This is a genomic window from Serpentinimonas maccroryi (assembly GCF_000828915.1).
In the GTDB taxonomy this organism is placed as follows: Bacteria; Pseudomonadota; Gammaproteobacteria; order Burkholderiales; family Burkholderiaceae_C; genus Serpentinimonas; species Serpentinimonas maccroryi.
Map to the genome: position 1 here is coordinate 20,916 of NZ_AP014569.1, position 25,340 is coordinate 46,255.

Genomic DNA, 25,340 nt, shown 5'->3' on the forward strand with positions numbered 1-25,340 from the left:
TGATGAAATTGACGAAAGCAGAGTTGCATGGAAACTGAGTTGCCTGGACCAACGCCCAGTGAATACATTCGTCACCACTTGGGGCACTTGACAAGCTCCAAGCAGACCGACATCGTGGATTTCACGGTGTTCAACATCGACCTGATTTTGGTGGCTTTCCTACTGGGTTCGCTGACCTGTTGGTTCCTGTGGTCGGTAGCCAAGCGCTCGACAGCTGGGGTTCCGGGTCGGCTGCAGTGCTTCGTTGAGCTGTTGGCTGAGATGGTCGAAAACCAAGCCAAGTCGGTAATCAGCAACCCGCAGAGCCGCAAAGTGATCGCCCCCATGGCGCTGATCGTGTTTTGCTGGGTGTTCATGATGAACTTCATGGACCTGATCCCGGTGGACTTGTTCCCCTTTATTTGGGCGTACGGCGTCCCATTTGTTCACGACCACAACGACGACGGCTTGCACGCGCTGTTTGGTATGCCAGATTATTTTAGTGTGGTGGCTACAGCAGATATGTCCACCACGCTCGGTCTGGCGCTGGCCGTGTTGCTGATGTGCTTCTACTACAACATCAAAATCAAAGGCTTGGGTGGCTGGGGCCACGAGCTCATCTCGGCTCCCTTTGGAACCAGCAAAAACCCGTTTTGGAAGCTGTTGCTGGCGCTGGTCAACTTCCCGATGCAGGTCATCGAATATTTGGCCAAGACCATCTCGCACGGTATGCGTTTGTTCGGCAACTTGTTTGCCGGTGAGCTGATCTTTATGCTGATCGCTTTGTTGGGCGGTTACGCAGCTTTGACTTTGGGCGGCGGTATGCTGTTCATTGGGCACCTGATTGCCGGCACGATGTGGGCCATATTCCACATTTTGGTTATCACTCTGCAGGCATTCATTTTCATGATGCTGGCCCTGATTTATCTGGGTCAGGCGCATGATGCGCACTGAGTTCGCACATTTCTTGTGCGGTTTCGTGTATTTTTTCCCCTCGTAACTTCAACTTCGTTCTTCAGTCCAAAGGAAACATCATGGAATTGACTCTGGGTCTCGTCGCTCTCGCCTGTGGCATCATCGTCGCCGTTGGCGCCATTGGTGCCTCGATCGGTATTTCGCTCATGGGCGGCAAGTTCCTCGAAGCTTCGGCTCGTCAGCCCGAGCTCATGAATGAACTCAAAACCAATATGTTCATTTTGGCGGGTCTGATCGACGCGGCGTTCCTGATCGCCGTGGCTATCGCTCTGCTGTTCGCGTTCGCTAACCCGTTTGTTGTCTGATGCAATTCAGGCGCAAGCCTGAATTTTCATGGCCGCAGGCGCCCAGCTTGTCCCGGCTCTCGCAATTGGTTTTTACTCGTAAACATTGAAAGGCGTTGCAATGAATCTCAATGCAACCATGTTTGCGCAAGCCATCGTTTTTGGCATTTTTGTGTGGTTCACGATGAAATTCGTGTGGCCGCCTCTAGCCAAAGTGCTCGATGAGCGCGCGCAAAAAATTGCCGAAGGTCTGGCTGCCTCTGAAAAAGCCAAGATCGAGCTGACGCTGGCCAACAAGCGCGTCGAGGAAGAGCTGGGCAAATCGCGCAACGAGTCGGCCTCGCGGCTGGCCGATGCCGAGCGCCGGGCGCAGCAGATCATCGAAGAGGCCAAGCAGCGCGCCACCGAAGAATCGGCCAAAATCCGCGCCGCCGCCGAGGCCGAAGCCGAGCAGCAGGTTTACAAAGCGCGCGAGCAGCTGCGCGAGCAGGTGGCCTTGCTGGCGGTGCAGGGGGCGGAGCAAATACTGCGCCGCGAAGTCAACGCCAGCGTGCACGCCGATCTGTTGGCGCGCCTCAAAGCCGAGCTTTGATCCTCAGACCGAGCACATCATGGCCGAACTCGCAACCATCGCCCGCCCGTACGCCGAGGCATTGTTCAAATCCACCCTAGACCATGCGCCCGCAGCCGCACAGTGGCTCGATGAGCTCGCGGTGGTGGCTGCCCACCCGCAACTGCTGCTTTGGGCGGCCAACCCCAAGGTGTCGGCGCAGCAGGTTTATGAGCTCATCACCGGCTTGCTCAGGCAGCCGCTGCCCGAGCTGGGTTGCAACTTCCTGCGCACCGTGATCGACAACGGCCGCCTGAATGCCCTGCCCGAGATTGCGCGCCAGCTGCACGTGTTGATCAACGAGCAAAGCGGTAGCGCCGATGCCTTGGTGTACAGCGCCTACCCGATCGACGAGGCGGCGCTGCGCGAGCTGGCGCAGGTGCTGGAGCGGCACTTCAAGCGTCCGCTCAAGCTGCAGGTCGAGGTGCAACCCGAGCTCATCGGCGGCGTGCGGGTGCTGGTCGGCGACGAAGTGCTCGACCTCTCCGTCAAGGCCCGGCTGGATCAAATGAAGGTGGCGCTGACGGCTTGACAAAGCCGGTTCGAGCGTCGAAGTACAGCGTCACAACATACGAAGGAAGGAAAGAGTCATGCAACTCAATCCCGCAGAGATTTCAGAACTGATCAAGTCGCGCATCGAAGGCCTATCGGTCAGCGCCAGCGTGCGCAACCAAGGCACGGTGGTGTCGGTGACCGACGGCATCTGCCGCATCCACGGCCTGTCGGACGTGATGCAGGGCGAAATGCTCGAGTTTCCCGTCAACGCCGAAGGCCAGCCCACCTATGGGCTGGCGCTCAACCTCGAGCGCGACTCGGTTGGCTCCGTGATTCTGGGCGCCTACGAGCACATCAGCGAAGGCGACACGGTCAAGTGCACCGGCCGCATTCTGGAGGTGCCGGTGGGCCCCGAACTGATCGGCCGCGTGGTCAACACGCTCGGCGCACCGATCGACGGCAAGGGCCCGATCAACGCCAAGATGACCGACGTGATCGAAAAGGTGGCGCCCGGCGTGATCGCACGCAAATCGGTCGATCAGCCGGTGCAGACCGGCCTGAAGTCGATCGACTCGATGGTGCCGGTGGGCCGTGGCCAGCGCGAGCTGATCATCGGCGACCGCCAGACCGGCAAGACGGCGGTGGCGATCGACGCCATCATCAACCAAAAAGGTCAGAATATGACCTGCGTCTATGTGGCCATCGGGCAGAAGGCGTCGTCGATCAAAAACGTGGTGCGCGCGCTCGAGCAAGCCGGCGCCATGCAGTACACGATCGTGGTCGCGGCCTCGGCTTCCGATTCGGCCGCGATGCAGTACCTGGCTGCCTACTCGGGCTGCACCATGGGCGAGTACTTCCGCGACCGCGGCCAAGACGCGCTGATCATTTACGACGATCTGTCCAAGCAAGCCGTGGCCTATCGCCAAGTCTCGCTGCTGTTGCGCCGCCCACCGGGCCGCGAAGCCTACCCCGGCGACGTGTTCTACCTGCACAGCCGCCTGCTCGAGCGCGCCGCGCGCGTCAACGCCGACTACGTGGAAGCCTTCACCAAGGGCGAAGTCAAGGGCAAGACCGGTTCGCTCACCGCGCTGCCGATCATCGAAACCCAAGCCGGTGACGTCTCGGCCTTCGTGCCCACCAACGTGATCTCGATCACCGACGGCCAGATCTTCCTCGAGACCAGCCTGTTCAACGCCGGCATCCGGCCGGCGATCAACGCCGGTATCTCGGTCTCGCGTGTGGGGGGTGCAGCGCAGACCAAGCTCATCAAGGGCCTGTCGGGCGGTATCCGCACCGACTTGGCGCAGTACCGCGAACTCGCCGCCTTTGCGCAGTTTGCCAGCGATCTGGACGAAGCCACGCGCAAGCAGCTCGACCGCGGTGCCCGCGTGACCGAACTGCTCAAGCAAAAGCAGTACAGCCCGCAGTCCATCGCTTTGATGGCGGCCACGCTGTTTGCGGTCAACAAGGGCTTTGTCGATAGCGTGGACGTGAAAAAGGTGCTGTCGTTCGAGGCCGGCCTGCACGGCTACCTCAAAGACAAGCACGCCACCTTGCTGACCACGCTCGAAAACGAGCGCGCCATGAGCAAAGAGTCCGAGGCCGAGCTGAGCCAAGCGATTGGCGCGTTCAAACAGTCTGGCACCTACTGAGGCGCTGCAGCGCGACCCGATAAGGAGCATCAATGGCAGCCGGCAAGGAAATACGCACCAAGATCAAATCGGTGGAAAACACCAAGAAGATCACCAAAGCCATGGAAATGGTGGCCGCATCCAAAATGCGCAAGGCGCAAGAGCGCATGCGCATGGCCCGGCCCTACAGCGAAAAGGTGCGCCAGATCGCAGCCAACCTCGGGCGCGCCAACCCCGAGTACCAGCACCCCTTCATGCTGCACAACGATCAGGCCAAGGTCTGTGGCCTGATCGTCATCAGCACCGACAAAGGGTTGTGCGGCGGCCTCAACACCAACGTGCTGCGTCTGGCCACGCAGCAACTGCGCGAGGCGCAAGGGCGCGGGCACAGCACCCACGCGGTGGCCATCGGCAACAAGGGGCTGGGTTTCTTGAACCGCATCGGCGCCAAAGTGGTGTCGCACACCACCGGCTTGGGCGACACGCCGCACCTCGAAAAGCTGATCGGCCCGGTCAAGGTGCTGTTCGACGCCTATGCCCAAGGCCAACTGGCCTCGGTGCATGTGTGCTACACGCGCTTCATCAACACCATGCGCCAAGAAGCGGTGGTGCAGCAGCTGCTCCCGTTGAGCGCCGAATCGCTCGACAGCGGTGAGGCCGGGCACGACTGGGACTACCTCTACGAGCCCGACCCCCAAACCGTGATCGACGAGTTGCTGGTGCGCTACATCGAGTCGCAGGTCTATCAGGCCGTGGCCGAAAACATGGCGTCGGAACAGTCGGCGCGCATGGTCGCCATGAAGGCCGCGACCGACAACGCCGGCAGCGTGATCTCCGAACTCAAGCTGGTTTACAACAAAACGCGCCAAGCCGGCATCACCAAAGAGCTGTCGGAAATCGTGGCCGGCGCGGCAGCCGTTTGAGGCTGCCCTTCAAAGATTCAGAGCATTAAAAGGTATCCATCATGTCTCAAGCCAACGCAGAAGTGAACACCGCGGTACAGGGCAAGATCGTCCAGTGCATCGGCGCCGTGGTCGATGTGGAATTCCCGCGCAACCAGATGCCGCGCATCTACGACGCGCTCAAAATGGAAGGCTCCGCCCTCACGCTCGAGGTGCAGCAGCAACTCGGCGATGGCGTGGTTCGCACGATCGCGCTGGGCTCGTCCGACGGCCTGCGCCGCGGCATGCTGGTGAGCAACACCAAGGCCCCGATCACTGTGCCGGTGGGCAAAGCCACACTGGGCCGCATCATGGACGTGCTGGGCGCGCCCATCGACGAGCGCGGCCCGGTGAGCCAAGAGCTCACCGCTTCCATCCACCGCAAGGCCCCGGCCTACGACGAGCTCTCGCCCTCGCAAGAGCTGCTCGAAACCGGCATCAAGGTGATCGACCTCGTGTGCCCCTTCGCCAAAGGCGGTAAAGTGGGCCTGTTCGGCGGCGCCGGTGTCGGCAAGACCGTGAACATGATGGAGCTCATCAACAACATCGCCAAGGCGCACAGCGGCCTGTCGGTGTTTGCTGGCGTGGGCGAGCGCACCCGCGAAGGCAACGACTTTTATCACGAGATGGCCGACTCCGGTGTGGTCAACCTCGAGAACCTGCCCGAATCCAAAGTGGCCATGGTCTATGGCCAGATGAACGAGCCCCCGGGCAACCGCCTGCGTGTGGCGCTCACCGGCCTGACCATCGCCGAATCGTTCCGCGACGAAGGCCGCGACGTGTTGTTCTTTGTCGATAACATCTACCGCTACACCCTGGCCGGTACCGAAGTGTCGGCGCTGCTGGGCCGTATGCCCTCGGCGGTGGGTTACCAACCGACGCTGGCCGAAGAGATGGGCCGCTTGCAAGAGCGCATCACCTCGACCAAAGTTGGCTCCATCACCTCGATCCAAGCCGTCTATGTGCCGGCCGACGACTTGACCGACCCCTCGCCCGCCACCACCTTCGCCCACTTGGATTCGACCGTGGTGCTCTCGCGCGACATCGCTTCACTGGGCATCTACCCCGCTGTGGACCCGCTCGATTCCACCAGCCGCCAGCTGGACCCGCTGGTGGTGGGCCAAGAGCACTACGAAACCGCCCGCGCCGTGCAGGGCACGCTGCAGCGCTACAAAGAGCTGCGCGACATCATCGCCATTCTGGGCATGGACGAACTTGCCCCTGAAGACAAGCTGGCGGTGTCGCGGGCGCGCAAAATCCAGCGCTTCCTGTCGCAGCCCTTCCACGTGGCCGAGGTGTTTACCGGCTCGCCCGGCAAATACGTGCCGCTGTCCGAGACCATCCGCGGCTTCAAGATGATCACCAGCGGCGAGTGCGACCACTTGCCCGAGCAAGCGTTCTACATGGTCGGCACCATCGACGAAGCCTTCGAAAAAGCCAAGAAAATGGCCTGATGCGCACAGCTGACAGCGCCATGGCCAGAGCTTTAGACTAGGAACACAGATGAATACGATGCAAGTCGAGGTGGTGAGCGCCGAAGAGTCGATCTTTAGCGGCAAGGCCAAGTTTGTGGCCCTGCCCGGTGAAATGGGCGAGCTCGGCATTCTGCCGGGGCACACGCCCATGATCACGCGCATCAAGCCGGGCGCGGTGCGCATCGAAAAGGCCGATGGCGACGAGGAATTCGTGTTCGTTGCCGGCGGCATCCTCGAGGTGCAGCCGCGCATGGTCACGGTGCTGAGCGACACGGCGATCCGTGGCCACGACCTCGATGAGGCCAAGGCCAACGACGCCCGCAAGCAGGCCGAAGAAGCGCTGAAAAACGCCAAGAGCGACGTCGATCTGGCCAAAGCCACTTCCGAACTGGCGGTGATGGCGGCGCAGATCGCCGCGTTGCGCAAGTACCGCCAGAAGCGCTAAACAGAAGTTCGACCAAGCGTCAACATCGCACAAGCTCCTTTGCGATTGTGTGCTCAGGCGTTCAGAGGCCACTAGGCAATTGACCGTTAGGGCGGGCTTGAGCGATTTCCTCCTGGCCTCTCAGGCAGGGTGGCGCTGATGGGCTCCGATTGGCGCTACGCCGCACCACTCTGGCTCCCCGGTGGGGACGCACAAACGATAATCAGCGCTCTGTGGGGCCGGCACTTGGCCCGCTCCCGTGTGCTGTGGCGGCGCGAGCGCTGGGCCACCACCGATGCCGATTTCATCGACGCCGATTGGCTGGGCGGCACGCCTAGCGCCAGCGTTGGGCCGACTTTTGCTGGTGGCCAGACCACCCTGGTGCTGTTTCACGGCCTAGAGGGCAGTTCCAGCAGCCACTATGCCCAGACCTTTGCCCTCGAGGCGCAGCAGCGCCACTGGGGTTTCGTGCTGCCGCACTTTCGCGGCTGCTCTGGCCCGATCAACCTCGCCCCACGCGCTTACCACAGCGGCGACTACGAAGAAATCGGCTGGATGCTGCAGCGCGTGCGCGCTCAAGTGGGGCCTGCTTGCACGCTGTACGCGGTTGGCGTATCGCTCGGTGGCAATGCATTGTTGCGCTGGGCGCAGGAGGCGGGCAGCGCGGCCCGGCGCACCGTGAGCGCGGTGGCCGCCGTATCGGCACCGCTAGACTTGCGCGCTGCTGGAGATGCGATCGACAGCGGCCGCAACCGCTGGTTGTACGCGCAGCTGTTTTTGCGCACCATGAAGCGCAAGGCGCGCAGCAAGGCGCAGCAGTTTCCGGGATTGTTCGACTTGCCGCGTGCCCTAGCCGCACAGACGCTGCGCGAATTTGACAACGCTTTTACCGCGCCGTTGCACGGGTTTGCCGGGGTCGAGGACTACTGGCGGCGCGCTTCAGCCAAGCCGAAGCTGGCGGCCATTGAACTGCCGGCGCTGATACTCAACGCCCGCAACGACCCGCTGGTGCCGGCATCTTGCCTGCCCCAACCGGATGAAGTGGGAGCCGCCGTCACCTTGTGGCAACCCGGTAGCGGTGGGCACGTGGGGTTTCCGGGGCAGATCAGTTGGCGCTCTGGTCGGCCCGAATTGCAGTTGCAGGGTCTGCCGCAGGCGGTCTGCAACTGGTTGATGGTGCAAGGAGCATAGAAACAGACCTGGCGTCAGTAGGATTTTATTCCCGCTTACTCCCATTTACAGCCTTGGCCGCGTGCAGCGCGCAGCCAAGTAGCAGGCTTATTGCTGAGGTGCCGGCGCAGCGGTGGCGTCCGGAGCCACCGGTTCGGGGAAGTTGCCGCCGCCAGCATTGGCCAAATAGACCACGGCGCGCTTGATCTCGAAGTCGCTAAAGGCGCCGCCCCCTTGGGCACCCATGGCGCCCTTGCCTTGCAGGGTGGAGGTGACCAAGCGCTCGAGGCCGGCGCCGATGCGCGGAGCCCAAGCAGCCGCGTCGCCAAACTTGGGCGCGCCGACCACGCCGGCGGCGTGGCAAGCCATGCAAGCCGCTTGATACACCTGCTGACCCGTGCGCAGTTCGCGGGTGGCCTCGCGCAGAGCCACCGTGCCGACGCGCTGGAGGCGCTCAGCGGCAGCCAACTCCTGTGCCGCCAGATCGGGCGCCGGGGCAAAGGGCTTTTGCAGCACCAAGGTGACCAGCACAATACTCAAGACGACTGGGGCCAAGACACCCAAAAGCAGAATCCAGCGTTTGAGACTGAAACCAGAAGGAGTCTGGGTAGAGGGGGTTTTTGCGTCACTCATGGGAGCCTTTGCAAGCGTATACGAATCGGGATCGGTGCCATAGCAACCAGCACGAACTCTTGTTCCTCGTCGATTATATCGGCCTCGTAGGCGCAAAAGCTCTAAGCCTGAAGCGGATGCAGGGCCATGGGCCGGCGCCTACGGCGCTATGATGCGCAAGCCACGCAGCCCCCGGAGCCCAGACATGCCATTGGTCGTATTCAATCAAAAAGGCGGGGTGGGCAAGTCCACCATCGCCTGCAACTTGGCCGCGATCAGCGCGGTACAGGGTCGGCGCACCTTGCTGATCGACCTCGATGTGCAGGGCAATTCCAGCCGCTACCTGCTCGGTGCCGCTGGTGCGCAGAGCGCTGCCCAGAGCGGCACTGGCACGGTCGGCGTAGCGGGTTTTTTCGCGCAGACGCTCAGCTACACCTTCAACCCACTGCCGCCTTCGCACTTCGTGCAGCGCAGCCCATTCGAGGGGCTGGATGTGCTCGCCGCCAGCCCAGCGCTGGACGAGTTGCAAGTCAAGCTGGAGGCGCGCCACAAGATCTACAAGCTGCGCGAGGCGCTTGCGCAGCTGGGCAACGAATACGAGCAGATTTATCTCGACACCCCACCGGCGCTCAACTTTTACACCCGTTCCGCGCTCATGGGGGCCAGCGGCTGCCTGATCCCTTTCGATTGCGACGACTTCTCGCGCCAAGCGCTCTATACGCTGCTGGCCAACGTGCAAGAGATCCGCGCCGACCACAACCCCGGTTTGCAGGTCAAGGGCATCGTGGTCAATCAGTTTCAGCCGCGCGCCCGGCTGCCGCAGCAGCTGGTGCAGGAGCTGATCGACGAGGGCCTGCCGGTGTTGCAGCCCTACTTGCAGGCTTCGGTCAAGGTGCGCGAGTCGCACCAGTTGGCGCGGCCCCTGATCCACCTCGAGCCCAAACACCCGCTCACCCAGGCCTTGCTGGCCCTGCATCAGCGGTTGCTCTGATAGGCTGTGCTTTTGTGCGCTCATTTGGGCGCGCACGATCGCCTCACAGCCCTTGGATCGCGTTGCGCCACCTTTGCCGTCACGGCAACCTCTGGCTTTCCCTGTACCATGTTCCTATTTGGCGGATGAAAGCGCGGGCGGGCGCTTGCTAACATGCGCGCCTTTCCTTCGAGGGTATTTACATATGCTGCTGCACATCGTTTTTTTCGTCGCCGGACTGGTGGCGCTGGTCGCCGGGGCCAGCTCGCTGGTGCGCGGGGCTTCCAAGCTGGCGCTGTCGGTGGGCATCTCGCCGCTGGTGGTGGGGCTAACCATCGTCGCCTTTGGCACCAGTGCGCCCGAGATGGCGGTCACGGTCGGGGCAACGCTGGAGGGGCAGTACGACATTGCCGTCGGCAACGTGATCGGCAGCAACATCTTCAACGTGCTCTTCATCCTCGGGGTCAGCGCGCTGATCGTTCCGCTGGTGGTGCACAGCCAGTTGATCCGCCAAGAGGTGCCGATCATGATCGGGGCCTCGCTGCTGGTGCTGGCGCTGGGGCTCGATGGGGCCATCAACTGGATCGATGGCGCGATCCTCTTTGGTCTGCTGCTGTTTTATACGGCCTTTCTGGTGATCCAGTCGCGTCGCGCCACCAAGGCCGAGTCGGCCGACTTTGACGCCGAGCTGCAACCCGCTGCGGCCAACGAATGGGACGCCAAACTGCCGGTGCAGATCGTGCTGATCGTCATCGGCTTGGTGCTGCTGGTGCTGGGCTCGGGCTGGCTGGTCGATTCGTCGATCGCCTTTGCGCGCGCCTTTGGGGTCAGCGAACTGATCATCGGCCTGACCATCGTCGCCGCCGGCACCTCGATGCCGGAAGTGGCCACCTCGATCACCGCCGCCATCAAGGGCGAGCGCGATATCGCGGTGGGCAACGTGGTCGGCAGCAACACCTTCAACCTGCTGGGCGTGCTCGGGCTGGGGGGCATGGTGTCGTTTGGCTCGGCTGGGCTGGTTTTTTCCGAAGCCGTGCTGGCCTTCGACGTCTGGATCATGCTGGCGGTGGCGCTGGCTTGCCTGCCGGTGTTCATCTCGGGGCGCGAAATCGCGCGCTGGGAGGGCGCGGTGTTCGTGGGCTACTACGTGGCCTACGTGGCGTACTTGATTTTGGCGGCGCAGCAGCACGCCGCGCTGGAGGGCTTTAGCATGGTGATGATGGGCTTTGTGGTGCCGCTGACCATCGTCACGCTGGTGGTGGTGTTGCTGCGGCACAAAGCGCCGGCCAAGGCGGACTGAGGCCCAGGGCGTGCGGGCTCGATGGCGGCGGGTGCACATGCAGTGACTGAGCCCACCGCGCGCGCCGCTGCCCTGAGCGGCCCTCAAAAAGCGCTGCGCAAGCTCGGCCTGCTGCGCCCAATCGACCTGGCGCTGCACCTGCCGCTGCGCTACGAAGACCAGACCCGCATCACCCCCTTGGCCCAGGCGCAGCCGGGGCAGACGCTGCAGCTCGAGGGCACGGTGCGCAGCGCCGAGGTGCGCAGCGGCGGCCGGCGGCAGTTGCAGGTGCTGCTCGACGACGGCAGCGGTTGCTGCACCCTGTTGTTTTTCCACTTCAGCGGAGCGCAGCACAAGGCGCTCGCGCCGGGTACGCGCATCCGCGCCCGGGGCGAGCTGCGCCACGGCCTGTTTGGCCCCACGCTCTTGCACCCGCAGTGGCAGCGCGCCGAGGGCGAGTTGCCGCGCAGCCTGACGCCGGTCTATCCGGCCAGCGCTGGCTTGCCGCAAGCGTATTTGCGCCGCGCCATCGCCAGCGCGCTGGAGCGCGCCGACTTGAGCGAGACCGTGCCACCGCAGGCTTGGGCCGACTGCCCGGGGCTGGCAGGGGGCGGCCTGCGTGCGGCCCTGCTCGGGCTGCACCAGCCGCCGCCCGAGGTGGCGCTGGCCAGCCTCGAAGACCGCAGCCACCCGGCCTGGCAGCGCCTCAAGGCCGAGGAGCTGCTGGCGCAGCAACTGGCGCAGTGGCAGGCGCGCCAGCTGCGGGCGGCGCGCTGCGCCCCCGAGATGGCCCCTTTGGCGGGCGGTTTGCACGCGCAGCTGCTGGCGCGCCTGCCCTTTGCGCTCACGGCGGCCCAGCGCCGGGTGGGCGCCGAGATCGACGCCGACCTGCAGCGGCGCACCCCCATGCACCGGCTGCTGCAAGGCGATGTGGGCAGCGGCAAAACGGTGGTGGCGGCGCTGGCAGCGGCGCGCGCCATCGACGCCGGTTGGCAGTGCGCCCTCATGGCGCCGACCGAAATTTTGGCCGAGCAGCACTTTGGCAAGCTGATCGACTGGTTGCAGCCGCTGCTGCAGGTCCAAGGGCGGCACATCGCCTGGTTGACCGGCAGCCAAAACAAGGGCCAGCGCACGCAGGCCCTGGCAGGCATCCACGACGGCCGCGCTGCGCTGGTCGTGGGCACCCATGCGGTGATCGGCGAGCAGGTGCAGTTTGCGCGGCTGGGTTTGGCGCTGATCGACGAGCAGCACCGCTTTGGCGTGGCGCAGCGGCTGGCCCTGCGCAGCGCGCGCGAGGGCGTGGAGCCGCACCTGCTGATGATGAGCGCGACCCCGATCCCGCGCACGCTGGCCATGAGCCACTACGCCGACCTCGACATCTCCAGCCTCGACGAGCTGCCCCCCGGCCGCAGCCCGATCCTGACCAAGCTGCTCAGCGCCAGCCGGCGCGACGAGTTGCTGTCGCGGCTGCGCGCGCAGCTGGCGCAGGGCCGCCAGGCCTACTGGGTCTGCCCCTTGATCGAAGACAGCGAAGCGCTCGATTTGCGCAACGCCCAAAGCACGGCGCTCGAACTCGCCGCCGCGCTCGAGGGCTGTGCCGGCCCCACCGGTGCGCCGGTGCAAGTCGGGCTGCTGCACGCGCGCCTGCCGCTGGCCGAAAAAAAAGAGGTGATGGCGCGCTTCTGTGCCGGCCAGATCGGGGTGCTGGTGAGCACCACGGTGGTCGAGGTCGGGGTCGATGTGCCCAACGCCACGCTGATGGTGATCGAACACGCCGAGCGCTTTGGGCTGAGCCAGTTGCACCAGTTGCGCGGCCGCGTCGGGCGCGGGCAGGCGGCCTCGGTCTGCGTGCTGCTCTACGAGCCGGGTGAAAACGGCCGCTTGGGCGAGGCCGCGCGTGCGCGCTTGCGCGCCATGCTCGAGACCGCCGACGGCTTTGAGATCGCCCGGCGCGACCTCGAAATCCGTGGGCCGGGCGAGTTTTTGGGCGCACGCCAGTCCGGGGCGCCGATGCTGCGCTTTGCCGACCTCGAGCACGACGCGCACCTGCTCGACTGGGCGCGGGCGTGGGCTCCGCGCCTGCTGGCCGAGCAGCCGCAAGCGGCGCAGCGCCACATCGAGCGCTGGTTGGGGGCAAAATCGGACTTTCTCAAAGCCTGAAGTGAAACTGCCCCCACGCTCGCTGCGCTCGCTGCCCCCCAAGGGGGCGCTTCAGTGGCTTCGGGCGGCAGGGCGCCACTGAAAGGACAACGGGCCCCCCTGCCATGACCCTGACCGAACTCAAATACATCGTCGCGGTGGCGCGTGAGCGCCACTTCGGCCGCGCCGCCGAGGCCTGCTTCGTCTCGCAGCCGACGCTGAGCGTGGCCATCAAAAAGCTCGAAGAAGAGCTCGACCTCAAGCTGTTTGAGCGCAGCGCCAGTGAAGTGAGCACCACGCCGCTGGGGGTCGAGGTCGTGCGCCAGGCGCAGGTGGTGCTTGAGCAAGCGGCACGCATCAAAGAAATTGCCCGCCGTGGCCAAGATCCGCTCAGCGGCCCGCTGCGTCTGGGCGTGATCTACACCATCGGGCCCTATCTGCTGCCCGAGCTGGTGCGGCGCGTGATCGAACGCACGCCGCAAATGCCGCTGCTGCTGCAAGAAAACCTCACCGCCAAGCTGCTGGAGCAGTTGCGCATCGGCGAGCTCGACGCCGCCATTTTGGCCGAGCCTTTCCCCGACACCAATCTGGCCATTGCGCCGCTGTACGACGAACCCTTTTGGGTGGCGTTGCCGGTGCAGCACCCGCTGGCGCAGCAGCGCAGCGTGAGCGCCGAGCAGCTCAAGCAAGAGACCATGCTGCTGCTCGGGGCCGGGCACTGCTTTCGTGACCACGTGCTCGAGGTCTGCCCCGAGTTTGCGCGCTACGCCAGCAACGCCGAGGGCATCCGGCGCAGCTTCGAGGGCTCGTCGCTCGAGACCATCAAGCACATGGTGGCCGCGGGCATGGGCATCACGCTGGTGCCGCGCCTGAGCGTGCCCGCCGCCGTGCTGGAGGCGCAAAACGGGGCGCCGTTGCCGGCCGATGGCGCGCCCTACGTGCGCTACCTGCCCTTTGCCGGCGATCCGCCGCAGCGCCGCGTGGTGCTGGCCTGGCGGCGCAGCTTCACCCGTTACGAGGCCATCGCCGCCTTGCGCAACGCCATTTACGCCTGCGCGTTGCCTGGGGTGCAGCGCCTGACGCCATGAGTGCTTCCGCCTCGCAGCCAGCCGGGCGGCTGGCGCTGTACTTGGACCTGATCCGCTGGGATCGCCCGGCCGGCTGGTTGCTGCTGCTGTGGCCGAGCTTGTCGGCGCTGTGGCTGGCCGCCGACGGCTGGCCGGGCTGGCACCTGCTGGCGGTGTTCGTGCTGGGCACCATTTTGATGCGCAGCGCCGGCTGTTGCGCAAACGACGTGGCCGACCGCCAATACGACCGCCACGTGCAGCGCACCGCGCAGCGGCCCGTGACCAGCGGGCGCATCGCGCCGCGTGAGGCGCTGCTGCTGGGGGCGGGCTTGGCTTTTGCGGCCTTTTTGTTGGTGCTCACGACCACGGCGGCGGCGGTGGCGTGGTCGGTGCCGGCGTTGCTGATCGCCATCGCCTACCCCTACGCCAAGCGCTTTTTTGCCATGCCGCAGGCGGTGCTTGGAGTGGCGTTCAGCTTCGGCATCCCGATCGCCTACGCGGCGGCGCAAGGCAGCGTGCCGGCTTTGGCCTGGGCGCTGCTGCTGGCCAACCTGTTCTGGGTGCTGGCCTACGACACCGAGTACGCGATGGTGGACCGCGACGACGACTTGCGTATCGGCATCAAAACTTCGGCCATCACGCTCGGGCGCTTCGACGTGGCGGCGGTGGCGGCTTTTTACCTGCTGCACCTGCTGCTGTGGGGCGCGCTGCTGTGGCCGCAGGTGGGCGGGCTCTGGTTTGGCTTAGGCCTGGCGCTGGCGCTGGCGCAGGTGGGCTGGCATCTGTGGCTGATCCGCGCGCGCAGCCGCGAGGCTTGCTTTCGCGCCTTCAGGCTCAACCATTGGCTCGGTTGCACCCTGTTTGTAGGGCTGGCGCTGGAGTTGGCGCTGCGCGGCTAAAGCCCCAGACACTGCGCCCGGCCGCAACGCAGCGTGCAACGCAGCGCGCAGAGGTCCGTGCACAGGCCACAGGGCCGCGCACAGGGTCTAGGGGGGCGGAGCCCCGCCTGTTAATCGCCGAACTCGGCGCCCATTTCGCGCGCCCGCCGGTGCGCGGCCGCGATCGCCGCCACGAAGGCGTCGGAAATCTGCGCCGCTTCCATGGCGCTGAGGGCGGCGTGGGTGGTGCCGCCTTTGGAGGTCACGCGCTGGCGCAGCACCTCGGGCGGTTCGCTGCTGCGCTGAGCCAGTTGCGCCGCCCCGGCAAAGGTGCCGATGGCCAGTTCGGTGGCGGCTTGCGGCGTCAGGCCCAGTTCGGTGCCGGCGCGGCGCATGGCTTCCAGAAAATAAAACACGTAGGCCGGGCCAGAGCCGGACAGCGCGGTCACGGCGTCTAGGTCCGACTCTTGCGCCAGCCAAAGCGTGCGCCCGGTGCCCGCCAGCAGCGCCTGCACCTGCTCGCGCTCGGCGCTGCTCACGGCCGGGCGGGCGTACAGCCCGGTCATCCCTAGGCCGACCAGGGCCGGGGTGTTGGGCATGGCGCGCACGATGCGCTCGCTGCCGAGCCAGCGCACCATGCTGTCGCTGCGGATGCCAGCGGCCACGCTCAGGTGCAGCGCGCTGGCGCTCAGGTGCGGCGCGCATTCCAGCGCCGCCTGCTTGAAGACCTGCGGCTTGACTGCCCAGAGCACCAGCGCGGCATCGACCAGGGCGCTGTCGGCTGCCGGGTGCAGCGCCACGCCGGGGAACTGCTGCGCCAGCCGGCTGCGTTGCTCGGCCACGGGCTCGACGATGTGCAGCGCCTGCGCCGGGTAGCCTTGCTGCAGCAGGCCGCCGACGATGGCGCTGGCCATGTTGCCGCCGCCGATGAAGGCGATGCGGGGCTGCTGCAAGAGGTTTGAAGCGTGGTAAGGGCTGGTGGGGCTGTTCATGCCGCCATTGTCGCGCATGGGATCACGGCGCCACGGTCTGGCGCACCGCGTGCTCCCAGCGCGCCATTTTCTCGGCCGCCGCGTCGCGCCCGAGGGTGGGCACAAAAGTGCGCTCGCAGCGCCACAGCCGCGTCAGGTCCTCCAACCCGCCATAGACGCCGGCTTGCAGGCCGGCCAGCCATGCGGCCCCGAGGGCGGTGGTCTCGGTCACCGCCGGGCGCAGCACCGGGATGCCCAGCAGGTCGGCCTGCATCTGCATCAGCAAATCGTTGACGCAGGCCCCGCCATCGACGCGCAGCTCGCTTACCGGCACCCCGCCCGCCGCCACCGCGTCGCGGCTCATGGCTTGCAGCAAGGCGGCGCTCTGAAACGCGATGCTCTCGAGCGCCGCGCGGGCGATGTGCGCCAGCGTGCTGCCGCGCGTCAGGCCGCTGATGCAGCCGCGCGCCTCGGGCTGCCAGTAGGGCGCCCCCAAGCCGGTGAAGGCGGGGACGAACAGCACGCCGCCGGCGTCGGGCACGCTCTGGGCCAGGGCCTGCACCTCGCTGCTGGAGTCGATGGCGCGCAGGCCGTCGCGCAGCCATTGCACCACCGCGCCGCCGACGAACACGCTGCCTTCGAGCGCGTACTGGGGCGGCGCGTGCGCCACCTGCGCCGCCGCCGTGCTGATCAGTCCGTGCTGGCTGTGCTGGAACCGCTCGCCGGTGTGCATGAGTAGGAAGCAACCGGTGCCGTAGGTGTTTTTGGCCATGCCGGGGCGCAAGCAGGCTTGGCCAAACAGGGCGCTCTGCTGATCGCCCGCCACGCCGCCGATGCGCACCGGGGCCCCCAGCCATTCGGCTTGGCTGTGGCCATAGTCGGCGCTCGACGGCCGCACCTCGGGCAGCAGGGCGCGCGGAATCTGGAACAGCGCCAGCAGCTCATCGTCCCAGTCGCGCGTCTGCAGATTCAGCAGCAGCGTGCGCGCGGCGTTGCTGCAGTCGGTGGCGTGCAGCGTGCCGCCGCTGAGCTGCCACAACAGCCACGAGTCGATGGTGCCAAAAGCCAGCTCGCCGCGCTCGGCGCGCGCGCGTGCACCAGGGGTGTGATCGAGCAGCCAAGCGATCTTGCTGGCAGAAAAATAGGGGTCCAGGCGCAGCCCGGTTTTGCCCTGCACCCACGGCTCGTGCCCGGCCTCGCGCAGCGCGGCGCAGGCGCTGCTGGTGCGCCGGTCCTGCCAGACGATGGCACGCCCCAGCGGTGCGCCGCTGCGCCGCTCCCACAGCAGCGTGGTTTCGCGCTGATTGGTGATGCCGATGGCGGCAAGGTCCTGGGCGCGCAGCCCGGCGCTGGCCAAGGCCTGGCGGGCGCAGGCCAGTTGCGTGGCCCAGATCTCGTGCGGGCAATGCTCGACCCAGCCGGGTTGCGGGTAGTGTTGGCGGATTTCCTGCTGCGCCTGCGCCCGCACTTGGCCTTGGGCGTCGAACACGATGCTGCGCGAACTGGTGGTGCCTTGGTCTAGGGCCAGCATAAAGGCCATCGGTTGATCTCCTCTCAAAAGGGTGGGCTGCGGGGTGGCTTGCACCGATGTGTCACAAAATCCAGTAGCGAGGTGGGGTACGATGGCGGCCTGTTTACTCAATGGGTCTATGCCCGTTTTGGGCCCCTCATGCAGGCAGGCGAGCGCCTTCAAGCGCGTCTTTTTACGACTGTAACAGCACCCCCCGACACTTAGCGGATTGCGGTTGCGGCTCCCAGCCGGCCTCGCCCCGTCCCGCCACAAGCCTTTGCCAATCCCTGACCCAGCCCCCATGAACCGCCAGCAGTCTCTAGAGCATTTGCAGCGCGTCCCGGTGTGGGATCTGCTGGTCGTCGGCGGCGGTGCCACCGGTTTGGGGGTGGCGCTGGAGGCGGCGCAGCGCGGCTGGCGGGTGGCGCTGCTGGAGTCGCACGACTTCGCCAGCGGCACCTCGTCGCGTTCCACCAAGCTGCTGCACGGCGGGGTGCGCTACTTGGCGCAGGGTAATCTGGCCTTGGTGCGCGAGGCGCTGGCCGAACGCCAAGCGGTGCTCAAGATTGCCCCGCATCTGGCGCAGCCGCTGCCTTTCGTGATGCCCTGCTACCAGCCTTGGCAAGCGCCTTTTTATGGGGTCGGGCTCAAGCTCTACGATTGGTTGGCCGGCCGCGCGGGCCTAGGGCCCACCCGGTGGCTGGGGCGCGAGCAGACCCAAGCCGCGCTGCCGGGGGTGCAGGCGCTGGGGTTGCGCGGCGGCATCCAGTACTGGGACGCCCAGTTCGAGGACGCGCGGCTGGCGCTGGCTGTGGCGCGCAGCGCCGAGGTGGCTGGGGCGCTGTTGCTCAATTGCGTGCAGGTGCAGGGCATTGAAGCGGGCGCCGATGTTCAGGGTGGCCGCGTGCTGCGGGTGCAGGCGCTCGACCGCCACGGGGGCCAGCGGTTGCAGTTGCAGGCGCGTTGCGTCGTCAACGCCACCGGGGTCTGGGTGGACCAGCTGCGCCAGGGCGTGCAACCCGAAGCGCCGCCGCTGGTGCAGCCCAGTCAAGGGGTGCATCTGGTGGTGGCGCGCGATTTTCTGCCCGGGCAGCAGGCCCTGCTGGTGCCGCGCACCGCCGATGGCCGGGTGCTGTTTGCGGTGCCGTGGCTGGGGGCGCTGGTGTTGGGCAGCACCGACACGCCGCGCACCGACCTGCCGCGCGAACCCGAGCCGTTCGAGGCCGAAATCGAGTTCATCTTGCGCGAGGCGTCGCAGGCGCTGGCGCGGCCGGTGCGCCGCGCCGACGTGCGCAGCGTCTGGGTGGGCTTGCGGCCGCTGGTGGCGGCGCCCGCAGCAGGGGGGAGCACCCAAGCGTTGTCGCGCGAGCACCGCATCGTGGTCGATCCCGCTGGGCTGGTGACGGTCACGGGGGGCAAGTGGACCACCTACCGCGCCATGGCCAGCGAGGTGCTGGCGCACGGGGTGGCGGCCGGGTTGTTGGCGCCGCGCCCGGCCTTGGACCATCCATTGACCCCTTTATTTGGGGCTGGCGAAGCAAACGCGCAAGCCCATGCGGATGCGAATGAGGCCGCAGGAGCAAATGCCGCACTTACGCACCCAGCGCTGCACCAGGCGCCGGGCTTGCACCTCTACGGCGACCAAGCAGCGGCGGTGCAGGCCCTGCCCGGTGCCGAGCGAGCGCTGGGCATGGGCCTGACCGAGGCCATGGTGCGCTACGCCGTGCGCCACGAGTGGGCGCTGACGGTCGAAGACGTGTTGGCGCGGCGCTGGCGCGCGCTGTTCCTCGATGCCACCGCCGCCGAAGGCATGGCTGCGGCAGTGGCCGCTATCGTGCAAGACGAGTTGCAGCGCGCCGGCGCACCGCACACCGACCCCGGCTTGCAGGCCTTTGTGGCGCTCGCGCAACGCTACCGGCTCAACTAATCGCGCCGGACGCACAAACAGCGCTTGACCCGATCAAGCCAGTGTGCGACAATGCAAGGCTTCACCCAAAAAGGTGGAGACTTCTTGCCCAGCGAAGCGGGCGCCTTGGTCTGTATCAAGGTGGCTGCAACGACGGGCCCAAGACTGATCGCTGCAGGCCGCTGGGGCCTTCGGGATTCAAGTTGGGACTTAAACAAAATGATTCAAACGCAATCTCGACTCGATGTTGCCGACAACACGGGTGCCAAGTCCGTGATGTGCATCAAGGTGCTCGGTGGCTCCAAGCGCCGTTACGCCAGTGTGGGCGACGTCATCAAAGTCAGCATCAAAGAAGCCGCGCCGCGTGGGCGCGTCAAAAAAGGCGAAATCTACAACGCCGTGGTGGTGCGCACCGCCAAAGGCTTGCGCCGCCCAGACGGGGCTTTGATCAAGTTTGACGGCAACGCCGCCGTGCTGCTCAACGCCAAGCTCGAGCCCATCGGCACCCGCATCTTTGGACCGGTGACGCGCGAACTGCGCACCGAGAAGTTCATGAAGATCGTTTCGCTGGCCCCGGAAGTTCTGTAAGAGGTCTCGCAATGAACAAAATTCGCAAAGGCGACGAAGTCATCGTCATCGCCGGCCGTGACAAAGGCAAGCGCGGCAAGGTCACGCAGCGCGCCGACGAGACGCGCCTGCTGGTCGAGGGCGTCAACATCGTCAAGAAGCACGCCAAGCCCAACCCGATGAAGGGTGTCACCGGCGGCATCATCGCCAAGACGATGTCGATCCATCAGTCCAACGTGGCAATCTTCAACCCGGCCAGCGGCAAGGCCGACCGCGTGGGCATCAAGGTGCTCGAAGACGGCAGCAAAGTGCGCGTCTTCAAATCCAACGGCGCTGAAATCAAGGTGGCATGAGCATGACACGCTTTCAACAAATTTACCGCGACAAAGTGGCCCCGGCGCTCAAAGAGCAGTTTGGCTTCGAGTCTGTGATGCAGGTGCCGCGCATCACCAAAATCACCCTCAACATGGGGGTGGGTGAGGCCGTGGCCGACAAAAAAGTGCTGGAAAACGCCGTCGGCGACCTGAGCAAGATCGCCGGTCAAAAACCGGTGGTCACCCGTGCCCGCAAGGCCATCGCCGGTTTCAAAATCCGCGAAGGCCAGCCGATCGGCTGCATGGTCACGCTGCGCGGCGCGCGCATGTACGAGTTCCTCGATCGCTTCGTCACCGTGGCGCTGCCGCGGGTGCGCGACTTTCGCGGCATCTCGGGCAAGGCCTTCGATGGCCGTGGCAACTACAACATCGGCGTCAAAGAGCAGATCATTTTCCCCGAGATCGAATACGACAAGGTCGATGCCTTGCGTGGGCTGAACATCAGCATCACCACCACCGCCAAGAACGACGCCGAGTGCAAGGCGCTGCTGTCTGGTTTCCGTTTCCCGTTCAAGAACTGAGGTGCAGCGTGGCCAAACAAGCTTTGCTCCAGCGTGAACTCAAGCGCGACCAACTGGTCGCCAAGTTTGCCAAAAAGTACAACGAATTGAAGGCAACCGCCAAAGACGCCAAGCGCAGCGACGAAGAGCGCGACGCCGCCCGTCTGGCGCTGCAAAAACTGCCGCGCAACGCCAACCCGACGCGCCAGCGCAACCGCTGCGAAATCACCGGCCGTGCCCGTGGCACCTTTAAGCAGTTCGGTCTGGGGCGCATGAAAGTGCGTGAAATGGCCTTTGCCGGCGAAATCCCCGGCATCACCAAAGCCAGCTGGTAAGGCGCGAAGGAGTAAACATTATGAGCATGAGTGATCCCATCGCCGATATGCTGACCCGCATCCGCAATGCGCAGATGGTGGAAAAACCCACCGTCGCCATGCCGGCTTCCAAAGTCAAGGCCGCCATTGCCCAGGTGCTCAAGGACGAGGGCTACATCGACGGCTTCCAAGTCAAGAGCCAAGACGGCAAGAACGAGCTCGTCATCGGCCTCAAATACTACGCCGGGCGCCCGGTGATCGAGCGCATCGAGCGCGTCAGCCGCCCCGGTCTGCGCGTCTATAAGGGTTCCAAGTCGATCCCCCAAGTCATGAACGGCTTGGGCGTGGCCATCGTCACCACACCGCAAGGCGTGATGACCGATCGCAAGGCGCGCGCCGCCGGTGTCGGTGGCGAAGTGTTGTGTTACGTCGCCTGATGCGAGAACGAAGGAGTATCTGAGATGTCTCGTGTAGGTAAAACACCGATCGCCATTCCGGCCGGGGTCGAAGTGGCGCTGCAGCCCGACGCCATCCGCGTCAAGGGCGCGCTGGGCGCGCTGGCGCTGGCCCCCAATGCCCAAGTGCAGGTGCAGCATGCCGATGGCCGCCTGACCTTTGCTGCCGTGGGCGACAGCGCGCAGGCCAAGGCCCTGTGCGGCACCATGCGCCAGTTGGTCAACAACATGGTGCAGGGCGTGAGCAAGGGCTTCGAGAAGAAGCTCTCGCTGGTGGGCGTGGGCTACAAAGCCAGCGCCAGCGGCAACAAGCTCAACCTCGCCGTGGGCTATTCGCACCCGGTCGATTTCGTAATGCCCGAAGGCGTGAGCGTGACCACTCCGGCCGCGACCGAAGTCGTGCTCAAGGGCGCCGACCGCCAGCGCGTGGGCCAGATTGCCGCCGAAATTCGCGCCGTGCGCCCGCCCGAGCCTTATAAAGGCAAGGGCATCCGCTACGTCGGTGAGAAGGTCGTCATCAAAGAGACCAAGAAAAAATAAGGACAGCGAACATGTTGACGAAAAAAGAACAGCGTTTGCGCCGTGCCCGCCAGACCCGCATTCGCATCGCCCAGCAAGGCGCACTGCGCCTGAGTGTGAACCGCAGCAACCTGCACATCTACGCCAACGTCATCTCCGAAGACGGTGCGCGCGTGCTGGTCTCGGCCTCGACGCTGGAAGCCGAAGTGCGCGCCCAGATCGCTGCGGCCAACGGCAACGGTGGCAACAGGGCGGCGGCCGAACTGGTCGGCCAGCGCATCGCCGCCAAGGCCAAGGCCGCCGGGATCGAGAAGGTGGCTTTTGACCGTTCCGGTTTTGCCTACCACGGTCGTGTCAAAGCCCTTGCAGAAGCCGCGCGTGCCGCCGGCCTGCAATTCTGATTGGGGATGCTCAAATGGCAAAGATGCTTGCGAATGTAAAGAGCGAGGCCAACGACGATGGCCTGCGCGAAAAGATGATCGCGGTCAACCGCGTCACCAAAGTGGTCAAAGGCGGGCGCATCATGAGCTTTGCCGCCCTGACCGTGGTCGGTGACGGCGACGGCCGCGTCGGCATGGGCAAAGGCAAGGCGCGCGAAGTGCCGGTGTCGGTGCAAAAAGCCATGGACGAAGCGCGCCGCAACCTGTTCAAGGTGGCGATCAAGAACGGCACCCTGCACCACGCGGTGCACGGCCGCCACGGCGCTTCCAGCGTCATGATGCTGCCGGCCAACAAGGGTACCGGCATCATCGCCGGCGGCCCGATGCGCGCCGTCTGCGAGGTGCTGGGCGTGACCGACGTCGTGGCCAAGAGCCACGGCTCGACCAACCCCTACAACTTGGTGCGCGCCACGCTGGACGCGCTGCGCCGCTCCATGACGCCCTACGAAGTGGCGGCCAAGCGCGGCAAATCGGTCGAAGAAATTCTGGCCTAAAAGGGATTCCGCATGACTACCGCCTCCACCCTCACCATCAAGCTGGTGCGCAGCCCGATCGGCTGCCGTGCCGACCACCGCGCCACCGTGCGCGGGCTGGGCCTGCGCAAGCTCAACAGCGTCAGCGTGTTGCAAGACACCCCGGCGGTGCGTGGCATGATCAACAAGATCAGCTACCTGCTGCAAGTGATCTGAACGGATTTCGACTATGGAACTCAACACCCTCAAGCCCGCTGCGGGCTCCAAATCGGCTCGGCGCCGTGTCGGTCGGGGCATCGGCTCCGGCTTGGGCAAAACCGCCGGTCGTGGCCACAAAGGCCAAAAATCGCGCTCCGGCGGCTACCACAAGGTCGGCTTTGAAGGCGGCCAGATGCCGCTGCAACGCCGCCTGCCCAAGCGCGGCTTCAAATCCACCACCCTGAAGTTCAACGCCGAAGTCACGCTCGACGACCTGCAGGTGCTGGGCGCGGCACAAGTCGATCTGCTGTTGCTCAAGCAAGCCGGTCTGGTGCCCGAGCTGGCGCGCAAAGTCAAGGTCATCAACACCGGTCAGCTGTCGCTGGCGGTGCAGTTGAACCAGATCGGCGCCACCGCTGGTGCCAAGGCAGCCATCGAAGCCGCTGGCGGCTCGGTCGCGGCTTGAAGCTTTAAGCGCGGGAATCTACACCTGTGGCCACCAACGCTGCCTCCCTAGCCCGAACCGGAAAGTACGCCGATTTGCGTCGGCGGCTGTTCTTTTTGCTGGGCGCGCTGATCGTCTATCGCATCGGGGCGCACATCCCTGTGCCGGGCATCGATCCAGACCAACTGGCGCAGTTGTTCCAGGGCCAGGCGGGCAACATCCTGAACCTGTTCAACATGTTCACGGGTGGTTCGCTGCAGCGCTTTGCCGTCTTTGCCTTGGGCATCATGCCCTACATCTCGGCGGCGATCATCATTCAGCTGCTCACCTACGTGGTGCCGACGCTGATCGCGCTGCGCAAAGAAGGCGAGGCCGGCAAGCGCAAGATCACGCAGTACACGCGCTACAGCACGCTGGCGCTGGCGATTTTCCAGTCCTTTGGCATTGCGCTCGCTCTCGAGGGCATGCCGGGCATGGTGGTCGATCCTGGGTTCGCCTTTCGCTTCACGGCGGTGGTGAGCTTGGTGGCTGGCACCATGTTCCTGATGTGGCTGGGCGAGCAGATCACCGAGCGCGGCGTCGGCAACGGCATTTCGATGCTGATCTTTGCCGGCATCGTGGCCGGTTTGCCGAGTGCCATGGGCGGGCTGACCGAGCTGGTGCGCACCGGCGCGATGGGCATTCTGTCGGCCATCTTCATCCTGTTGCTGGTGGTGGCGGTGACCTACTTCGTGGTCTATGTGGAGCGTGGGCAGCGCAAGGTGCTGGTCAATTACGCCCGGCGCCAAGTGGGCAACAAGGTCTATGGTGGCCAGTCGTCGCACCTGCCGCTCAAGCTCAACATGGCCGGCGTGATCCCGCCGATTTTTGCCTCCTCGATCATTTTGCTGCCGGCCACCTTGGTGACTTGGTTCAGCGCCGATCAGGGCATGGACTGGTTGCGCGACATGGCCGGCGCGCTCTCGCCTGGGCAGCCGATCTACATTGCGCTCTATGCCGCCGCGATCATCTTCTTTTGTTTCTTCTACACCGCGCTGGTATTCAACAGCCGCGAAACCGCAGACAACCTGAAGAAGAGCGGTGCCTTCATCCCGGGCATCCGCCCAGGGGATCAGACCGCCCGCCACATCGACAAGATCTTGGGCCGCCTGACGCTGGTGGGTGCGCTCTACATCACGGCGGTGTGTTTGCTGCCCGAGTTCCTGATCCTGTATTACAACGTTCCGTTCTACTTTGGTGGCACCTCGCTGCTGATCATCGTGATTGTGACCATGGACTTCTGGACCCAGGTGCAAAATTACATGATGTCTGAGCAGTACGAGTCCTTGCTCAAGAAATCCAGTTTCAAGGGCGCCCCCGGGGTCTGATATGTCCAAAGACGATGTCATCGAGATGCAGGGCGAGGTGGTGGAGAATTTGCCCAACGCCACCTTCCGCGTCAAGCTTGAAAACGGCCACGTCGTGCTCGGGCACATATCCGGCAAGATGCGCATGCACTACATCCGCATCCTGCCTGGCGACAAGGTCAAGGTGGAGCTCACGCCCTACGACCTCACACGGGCGCGGATCGTGTTCCGCAGCAAATAGTTTTTTTGAGAATTTCGTTCAGGAGTAAGACATGAGAGTTTCGGCTTCGGTCAAAAAAATGTGCCGCAACTGCAAGATCATTCGTCGTCATGGCGTGGTGCGGGTTATCTGCACCGACCCACGGCACAAGCAGCGTCAAGGCTGATTCGATT

Annotated in this window: 31 protein-coding genes; 28 read left to right on the forward strand and 3 right to left on the reverse strand. The window is 64.9% G+C overall.

The annotated features are described in order from the left end of the window. Positions 1 to 27: 27 nt before the first annotated feature. From atpB to SMCB_RS00120, 9 genes are all read left to right on the forward strand, one after another. Positions 28 to 933: a F0F1 ATP synthase subunit A gene (atpB, locus tag SMCB_RS00080; RefSeq protein ID WP_045534149.1), complete on the forward strand. Its 906-nt coding sequence runs from the start codon at positions 28 to 30 to the stop codon at positions 931 to 933. Between the two features lie 80 nt (positions 934 to 1,013). Next, positions 1,014 to 1,259 (forward strand): F0F1 ATP synthase subunit C, encoded by a 246-nt coding sequence (gene atpE / locus SMCB_RS00085; protein ID WP_045534150.1) that lies wholly within the window; start codon positions 1,014 to 1,016, stop codon positions 1,257 to 1,259. A 100-nt stretch (positions 1,260 to 1,359) separates the two neighbouring features. Next, the gene (locus SMCB_RS00090; RefSeq protein ID WP_045534151.1) at positions 1,360 to 1,830 is read left to right on the forward strand and encodes a F0F1 ATP synthase subunit B; all 471 of its coding nucleotides are present in this window, start codon (positions 1,360 to 1,362) and stop codon (positions 1,828 to 1,830) included. Positions 1,831 to 1,849: 19 nt separating this feature from the next. Continuing rightward, positions 1,850 to 2,380, forward strand: a complete 531-nt coding sequence (locus SMCB_RS00095; RefSeq protein ID WP_045534152.1) for a F0F1 ATP synthase subunit delta — start codon at positions 1,850 to 1,852, stop codon at positions 2,378 to 2,380. A 58-nt stretch (positions 2,381 to 2,438) separates the two neighbouring features. Beyond that, a complete protein-coding gene (gene atpA, locus SMCB_RS00100; RefSeq protein WP_045534158.1) occupies positions 2,439 to 3,995 on the forward strand; it encodes a F0F1 ATP synthase subunit alpha in 1,557 nt (518 codons plus the stop codon). A gap of 32 nt (positions 3,996 to 4,027) precedes the next feature. After that, positions 4,028 to 4,897 (forward strand): F0F1 ATP synthase subunit gamma, encoded by an 870-nt coding sequence (gene atpG, locus SMCB_RS00105; protein WP_045534160.1) that lies wholly within the window; start codon positions 4,028 to 4,030, stop codon positions 4,895 to 4,897. A 41-nt stretch (positions 4,898 to 4,938) separates the two neighbouring features. After that, positions 4,939 to 6,369: a F0F1 ATP synthase subunit beta gene (gene atpD, locus SMCB_RS00110; RefSeq protein WP_045534162.1), complete on the forward strand. Its 1,431-nt coding sequence runs from the start codon at positions 4,939 to 4,941 to the stop codon at positions 6,367 to 6,369. A 49-nt stretch (positions 6,370 to 6,418) separates the two neighbouring features. After that, a complete protein-coding gene (locus SMCB_RS00115) occupies positions 6,419 to 6,835 on the forward strand; it encodes a F0F1 ATP synthase subunit epsilon (RefSeq protein WP_045534163.1) in 417 nt (138 codons plus the stop codon). Between the two features lie 138 nt (positions 6,836 to 6,973). Next, the gene (locus SMCB_RS00120) at positions 6,974 to 8,005 is read left to right on the forward strand and encodes a YheT family hydrolase (RefSeq protein ID WP_045534165.1); all 1,032 of its coding nucleotides are present in this window, start codon (positions 6,974 to 6,976) and stop codon (positions 8,003 to 8,005) included. Positions 8,006 to 8,092: 87 nt separating this feature from the next. Here the strand turns inward: SMCB_RS00120 and SMCB_RS00125 are convergent, their stop codons facing one another. After that, complete coding sequence (locus SMCB_RS00125) at positions 8,093 to 8,515, reverse strand: c-type cytochrome (protein ID WP_231851297.1); 423 nt, start codon at positions 8,513 to 8,515, stop codon at positions 8,093 to 8,095. A gap of 286 nt (positions 8,516 to 8,801) precedes the next feature. On the opposite strand from SMCB_RS00125, the gene SMCB_RS00130 reads away from it, so the two are divergent. The 5 genes from SMCB_RS00130 to ubiA all read left to right on the forward strand — a co-directional run bounded on the left by SMCB_RS00130 (position 8,802) and on the right by ubiA (position 14,950). Beyond that, positions 8,802 to 9,587 (forward strand): ParA family protein, encoded by a 786-nt coding sequence (locus SMCB_RS00130; protein ID WP_045534169.1) that lies wholly within the window; start codon positions 8,802 to 8,804, stop codon positions 9,585 to 9,587. Positions 9,588 to 9,771: 184 nt separating this feature from the next. Continuing rightward, positions 9,772 to 10,866, forward strand: coding sequence for a calcium/sodium antiporter (locus tag SMCB_RS00135; RefSeq protein WP_045534172.1), 1,095 nt, complete (start codon positions 9,772 to 9,774; stop codon positions 10,864 to 10,866). A gap of 21 nt (positions 10,867 to 10,887) precedes the next feature. Next, a complete protein-coding gene (gene recG / locus SMCB_RS00140) occupies positions 10,888 to 13,005 on the forward strand; it encodes an ATP-dependent DNA helicase RecG (protein WP_045534174.1) in 2,118 nt (705 codons plus the stop codon). Positions 13,006 to 13,109: 104 nt separating this feature from the next. Next, entirely contained in the window at positions 13,110 to 14,072 is a 963-nt protein-coding gene (locus tag SMCB_RS00145; protein ID WP_045534176.1) for a LysR substrate-binding domain-containing protein, read from the forward strand. Continuing rightward, complete coding sequence (gene ubiA / locus SMCB_RS00150) at positions 14,069 to 14,950, forward strand: 4-hydroxybenzoate octaprenyltransferase (RefSeq protein WP_045534178.1); 882 nt, start codon at positions 14,069 to 14,071, stop codon at positions 14,948 to 14,950. Before SMCB_RS00145 ends, ubiA begins: the two co-directional genes overlap by 4 nt. 110 nt (positions 14,951 to 15,060) lie before the next feature. On the opposite strand, the gene proC is transcribed toward ubiA, so the two are convergent. Together proC and glpK are read right to left on the reverse strand one after the other, a co-directional pair. Beyond that, a complete protein-coding gene (proC, locus tag SMCB_RS00155) occupies positions 15,061 to 15,921 on the reverse strand; it encodes a pyrroline-5-carboxylate reductase (RefSeq protein WP_045537265.1) in 861 nt (286 codons plus the stop codon). A gap of 22 nt (positions 15,922 to 15,943) precedes the next feature. Then, a complete protein-coding gene (gene glpK / locus SMCB_RS00160) occupies positions 15,944 to 17,440 on the reverse strand; it encodes a glycerol kinase GlpK (protein ID WP_045534180.1) in 1,497 nt (498 codons plus the stop codon). 271 nt (positions 17,441 to 17,711) lie between these two features. Here glpK and SMCB_RS00165 point away from each other — a divergent pair, with 271 nt between their 5' ends. The 14 genes from SMCB_RS00165 (at position 17,712) to rpmJ (ending at position 25,333) form a co-directional block, all read left to right on the forward strand. Then, entirely contained in the window at positions 17,712 to 19,337 is a 1,626-nt protein-coding gene (locus tag SMCB_RS00165) for a glycerol-3-phosphate dehydrogenase/oxidase (RefSeq protein ID WP_045534182.1), read from the forward strand. 198 nt (positions 19,338 to 19,535) lie between these two features. Then, positions 19,536 to 19,904, forward strand: coding sequence for a 50S ribosomal protein L14 (gene rplN / locus SMCB_RS00170; protein WP_029461320.1), 369 nt, complete (start codon positions 19,536 to 19,538; stop codon positions 19,902 to 19,904). A gap of 11 nt (positions 19,905 to 19,915) precedes the next feature. Next, positions 19,916 to 20,236 carry a 50S ribosomal protein L24 gene (gene rplX, locus SMCB_RS00175; RefSeq protein ID WP_045534184.1) on the forward strand — a complete coding sequence of 107 codons (321 nt, stop codon included), beginning with the start codon at positions 19,916 to 19,918 and terminating at the stop codon, positions 20,234 to 20,236. A gap of 2 nt (positions 20,237 to 20,238) precedes the next feature. After that, positions 20,239 to 20,778, forward strand: a complete 540-nt coding sequence (gene rplE / locus SMCB_RS00180) for a 50S ribosomal protein L5 (RefSeq protein ID WP_045534189.1) — start codon at positions 20,239 to 20,241, stop codon at positions 20,776 to 20,778. An 8-nt stretch (positions 20,779 to 20,786) separates the two neighbouring features. Continuing rightward, a complete protein-coding gene (gene rpsN / locus SMCB_RS00185; protein WP_045534191.1) occupies positions 20,787 to 21,092 on the forward strand; it encodes a 30S ribosomal protein S14 in 306 nt (101 codons plus the stop codon). A 20-nt stretch (positions 21,093 to 21,112) separates the two neighbouring features. Beyond that, entirely contained in the window at positions 21,113 to 21,508 is a 396-nt protein-coding gene (rpsH, locus tag SMCB_RS00190; protein WP_045534193.1) for a 30S ribosomal protein S8, read from the forward strand. A gap of 24 nt (positions 21,509 to 21,532) precedes the next feature. Then, a complete protein-coding gene (rplF, locus tag SMCB_RS00195; RefSeq protein ID WP_045534194.1) occupies positions 21,533 to 22,066 on the forward strand; it encodes a 50S ribosomal protein L6 in 534 nt (177 codons plus the stop codon). A gap of 11 nt (positions 22,067 to 22,077) precedes the next feature. After that, positions 22,078 to 22,446 carry a 50S ribosomal protein L18 gene (gene rplR, locus SMCB_RS00200; protein WP_045534196.1) on the forward strand — a complete coding sequence of 123 codons (369 nt, stop codon included), beginning with the start codon at positions 22,078 to 22,080 and terminating at the stop codon, positions 22,444 to 22,446. A 14-nt stretch (positions 22,447 to 22,460) separates the two neighbouring features. Continuing rightward, the gene (gene rpsE / locus SMCB_RS00205) at positions 22,461 to 22,979 is read left to right on the forward strand and encodes a 30S ribosomal protein S5 (RefSeq protein ID WP_045534198.1); all 519 of its coding nucleotides are present in this window, start codon (positions 22,461 to 22,463) and stop codon (positions 22,977 to 22,979) included. 12 nt (positions 22,980 to 22,991) lie between these two features. Then, positions 22,992 to 23,174, forward strand: coding sequence for a 50S ribosomal protein L30 (gene rpmD / locus SMCB_RS00210; protein ID WP_045534200.1), 183 nt, complete (start codon positions 22,992 to 22,994; stop codon positions 23,172 to 23,174). Between the two features lie 13 nt (positions 23,175 to 23,187). After that, positions 23,188 to 23,622 carry a 50S ribosomal protein L15 gene (gene rplO, locus SMCB_RS00215; RefSeq protein ID WP_045534202.1) on the forward strand — a complete coding sequence of 145 codons (435 nt, stop codon included), beginning with the start codon at positions 23,188 to 23,190 and terminating at the stop codon, positions 23,620 to 23,622. A 26-nt stretch (positions 23,623 to 23,648) separates the two neighbouring features. Further along, the gene (gene secY / locus SMCB_RS00220; protein WP_045534204.1) at positions 23,649 to 24,968 is read left to right on the forward strand and encodes a preprotein translocase subunit SecY; all 1,320 of its coding nucleotides are present in this window, start codon (positions 23,649 to 23,651) and stop codon (positions 24,966 to 24,968) included. A 1-nt stretch (position 24,969) separates the two neighbouring features. Continuing rightward, positions 24,970 to 25,188 carry a translation initiation factor IF-1 gene (gene infA / locus SMCB_RS00225; RefSeq protein ID WP_029461331.1) on the forward strand — a complete coding sequence of 73 codons (219 nt, stop codon included), beginning with the start codon at positions 24,970 to 24,972 and terminating at the stop codon, positions 25,186 to 25,188. Between the two features lie 31 nt (positions 25,189 to 25,219). Continuing rightward, positions 25,220 to 25,333 (forward strand): 50S ribosomal protein L36, encoded by a 114-nt coding sequence (rpmJ, locus tag SMCB_RS12275; RefSeq protein ID WP_072242940.1) that lies wholly within the window; start codon positions 25,220 to 25,222, stop codon positions 25,331 to 25,333. The last annotated feature ends 7 nt before the right edge of the window (positions 25,334 to 25,340 follow it).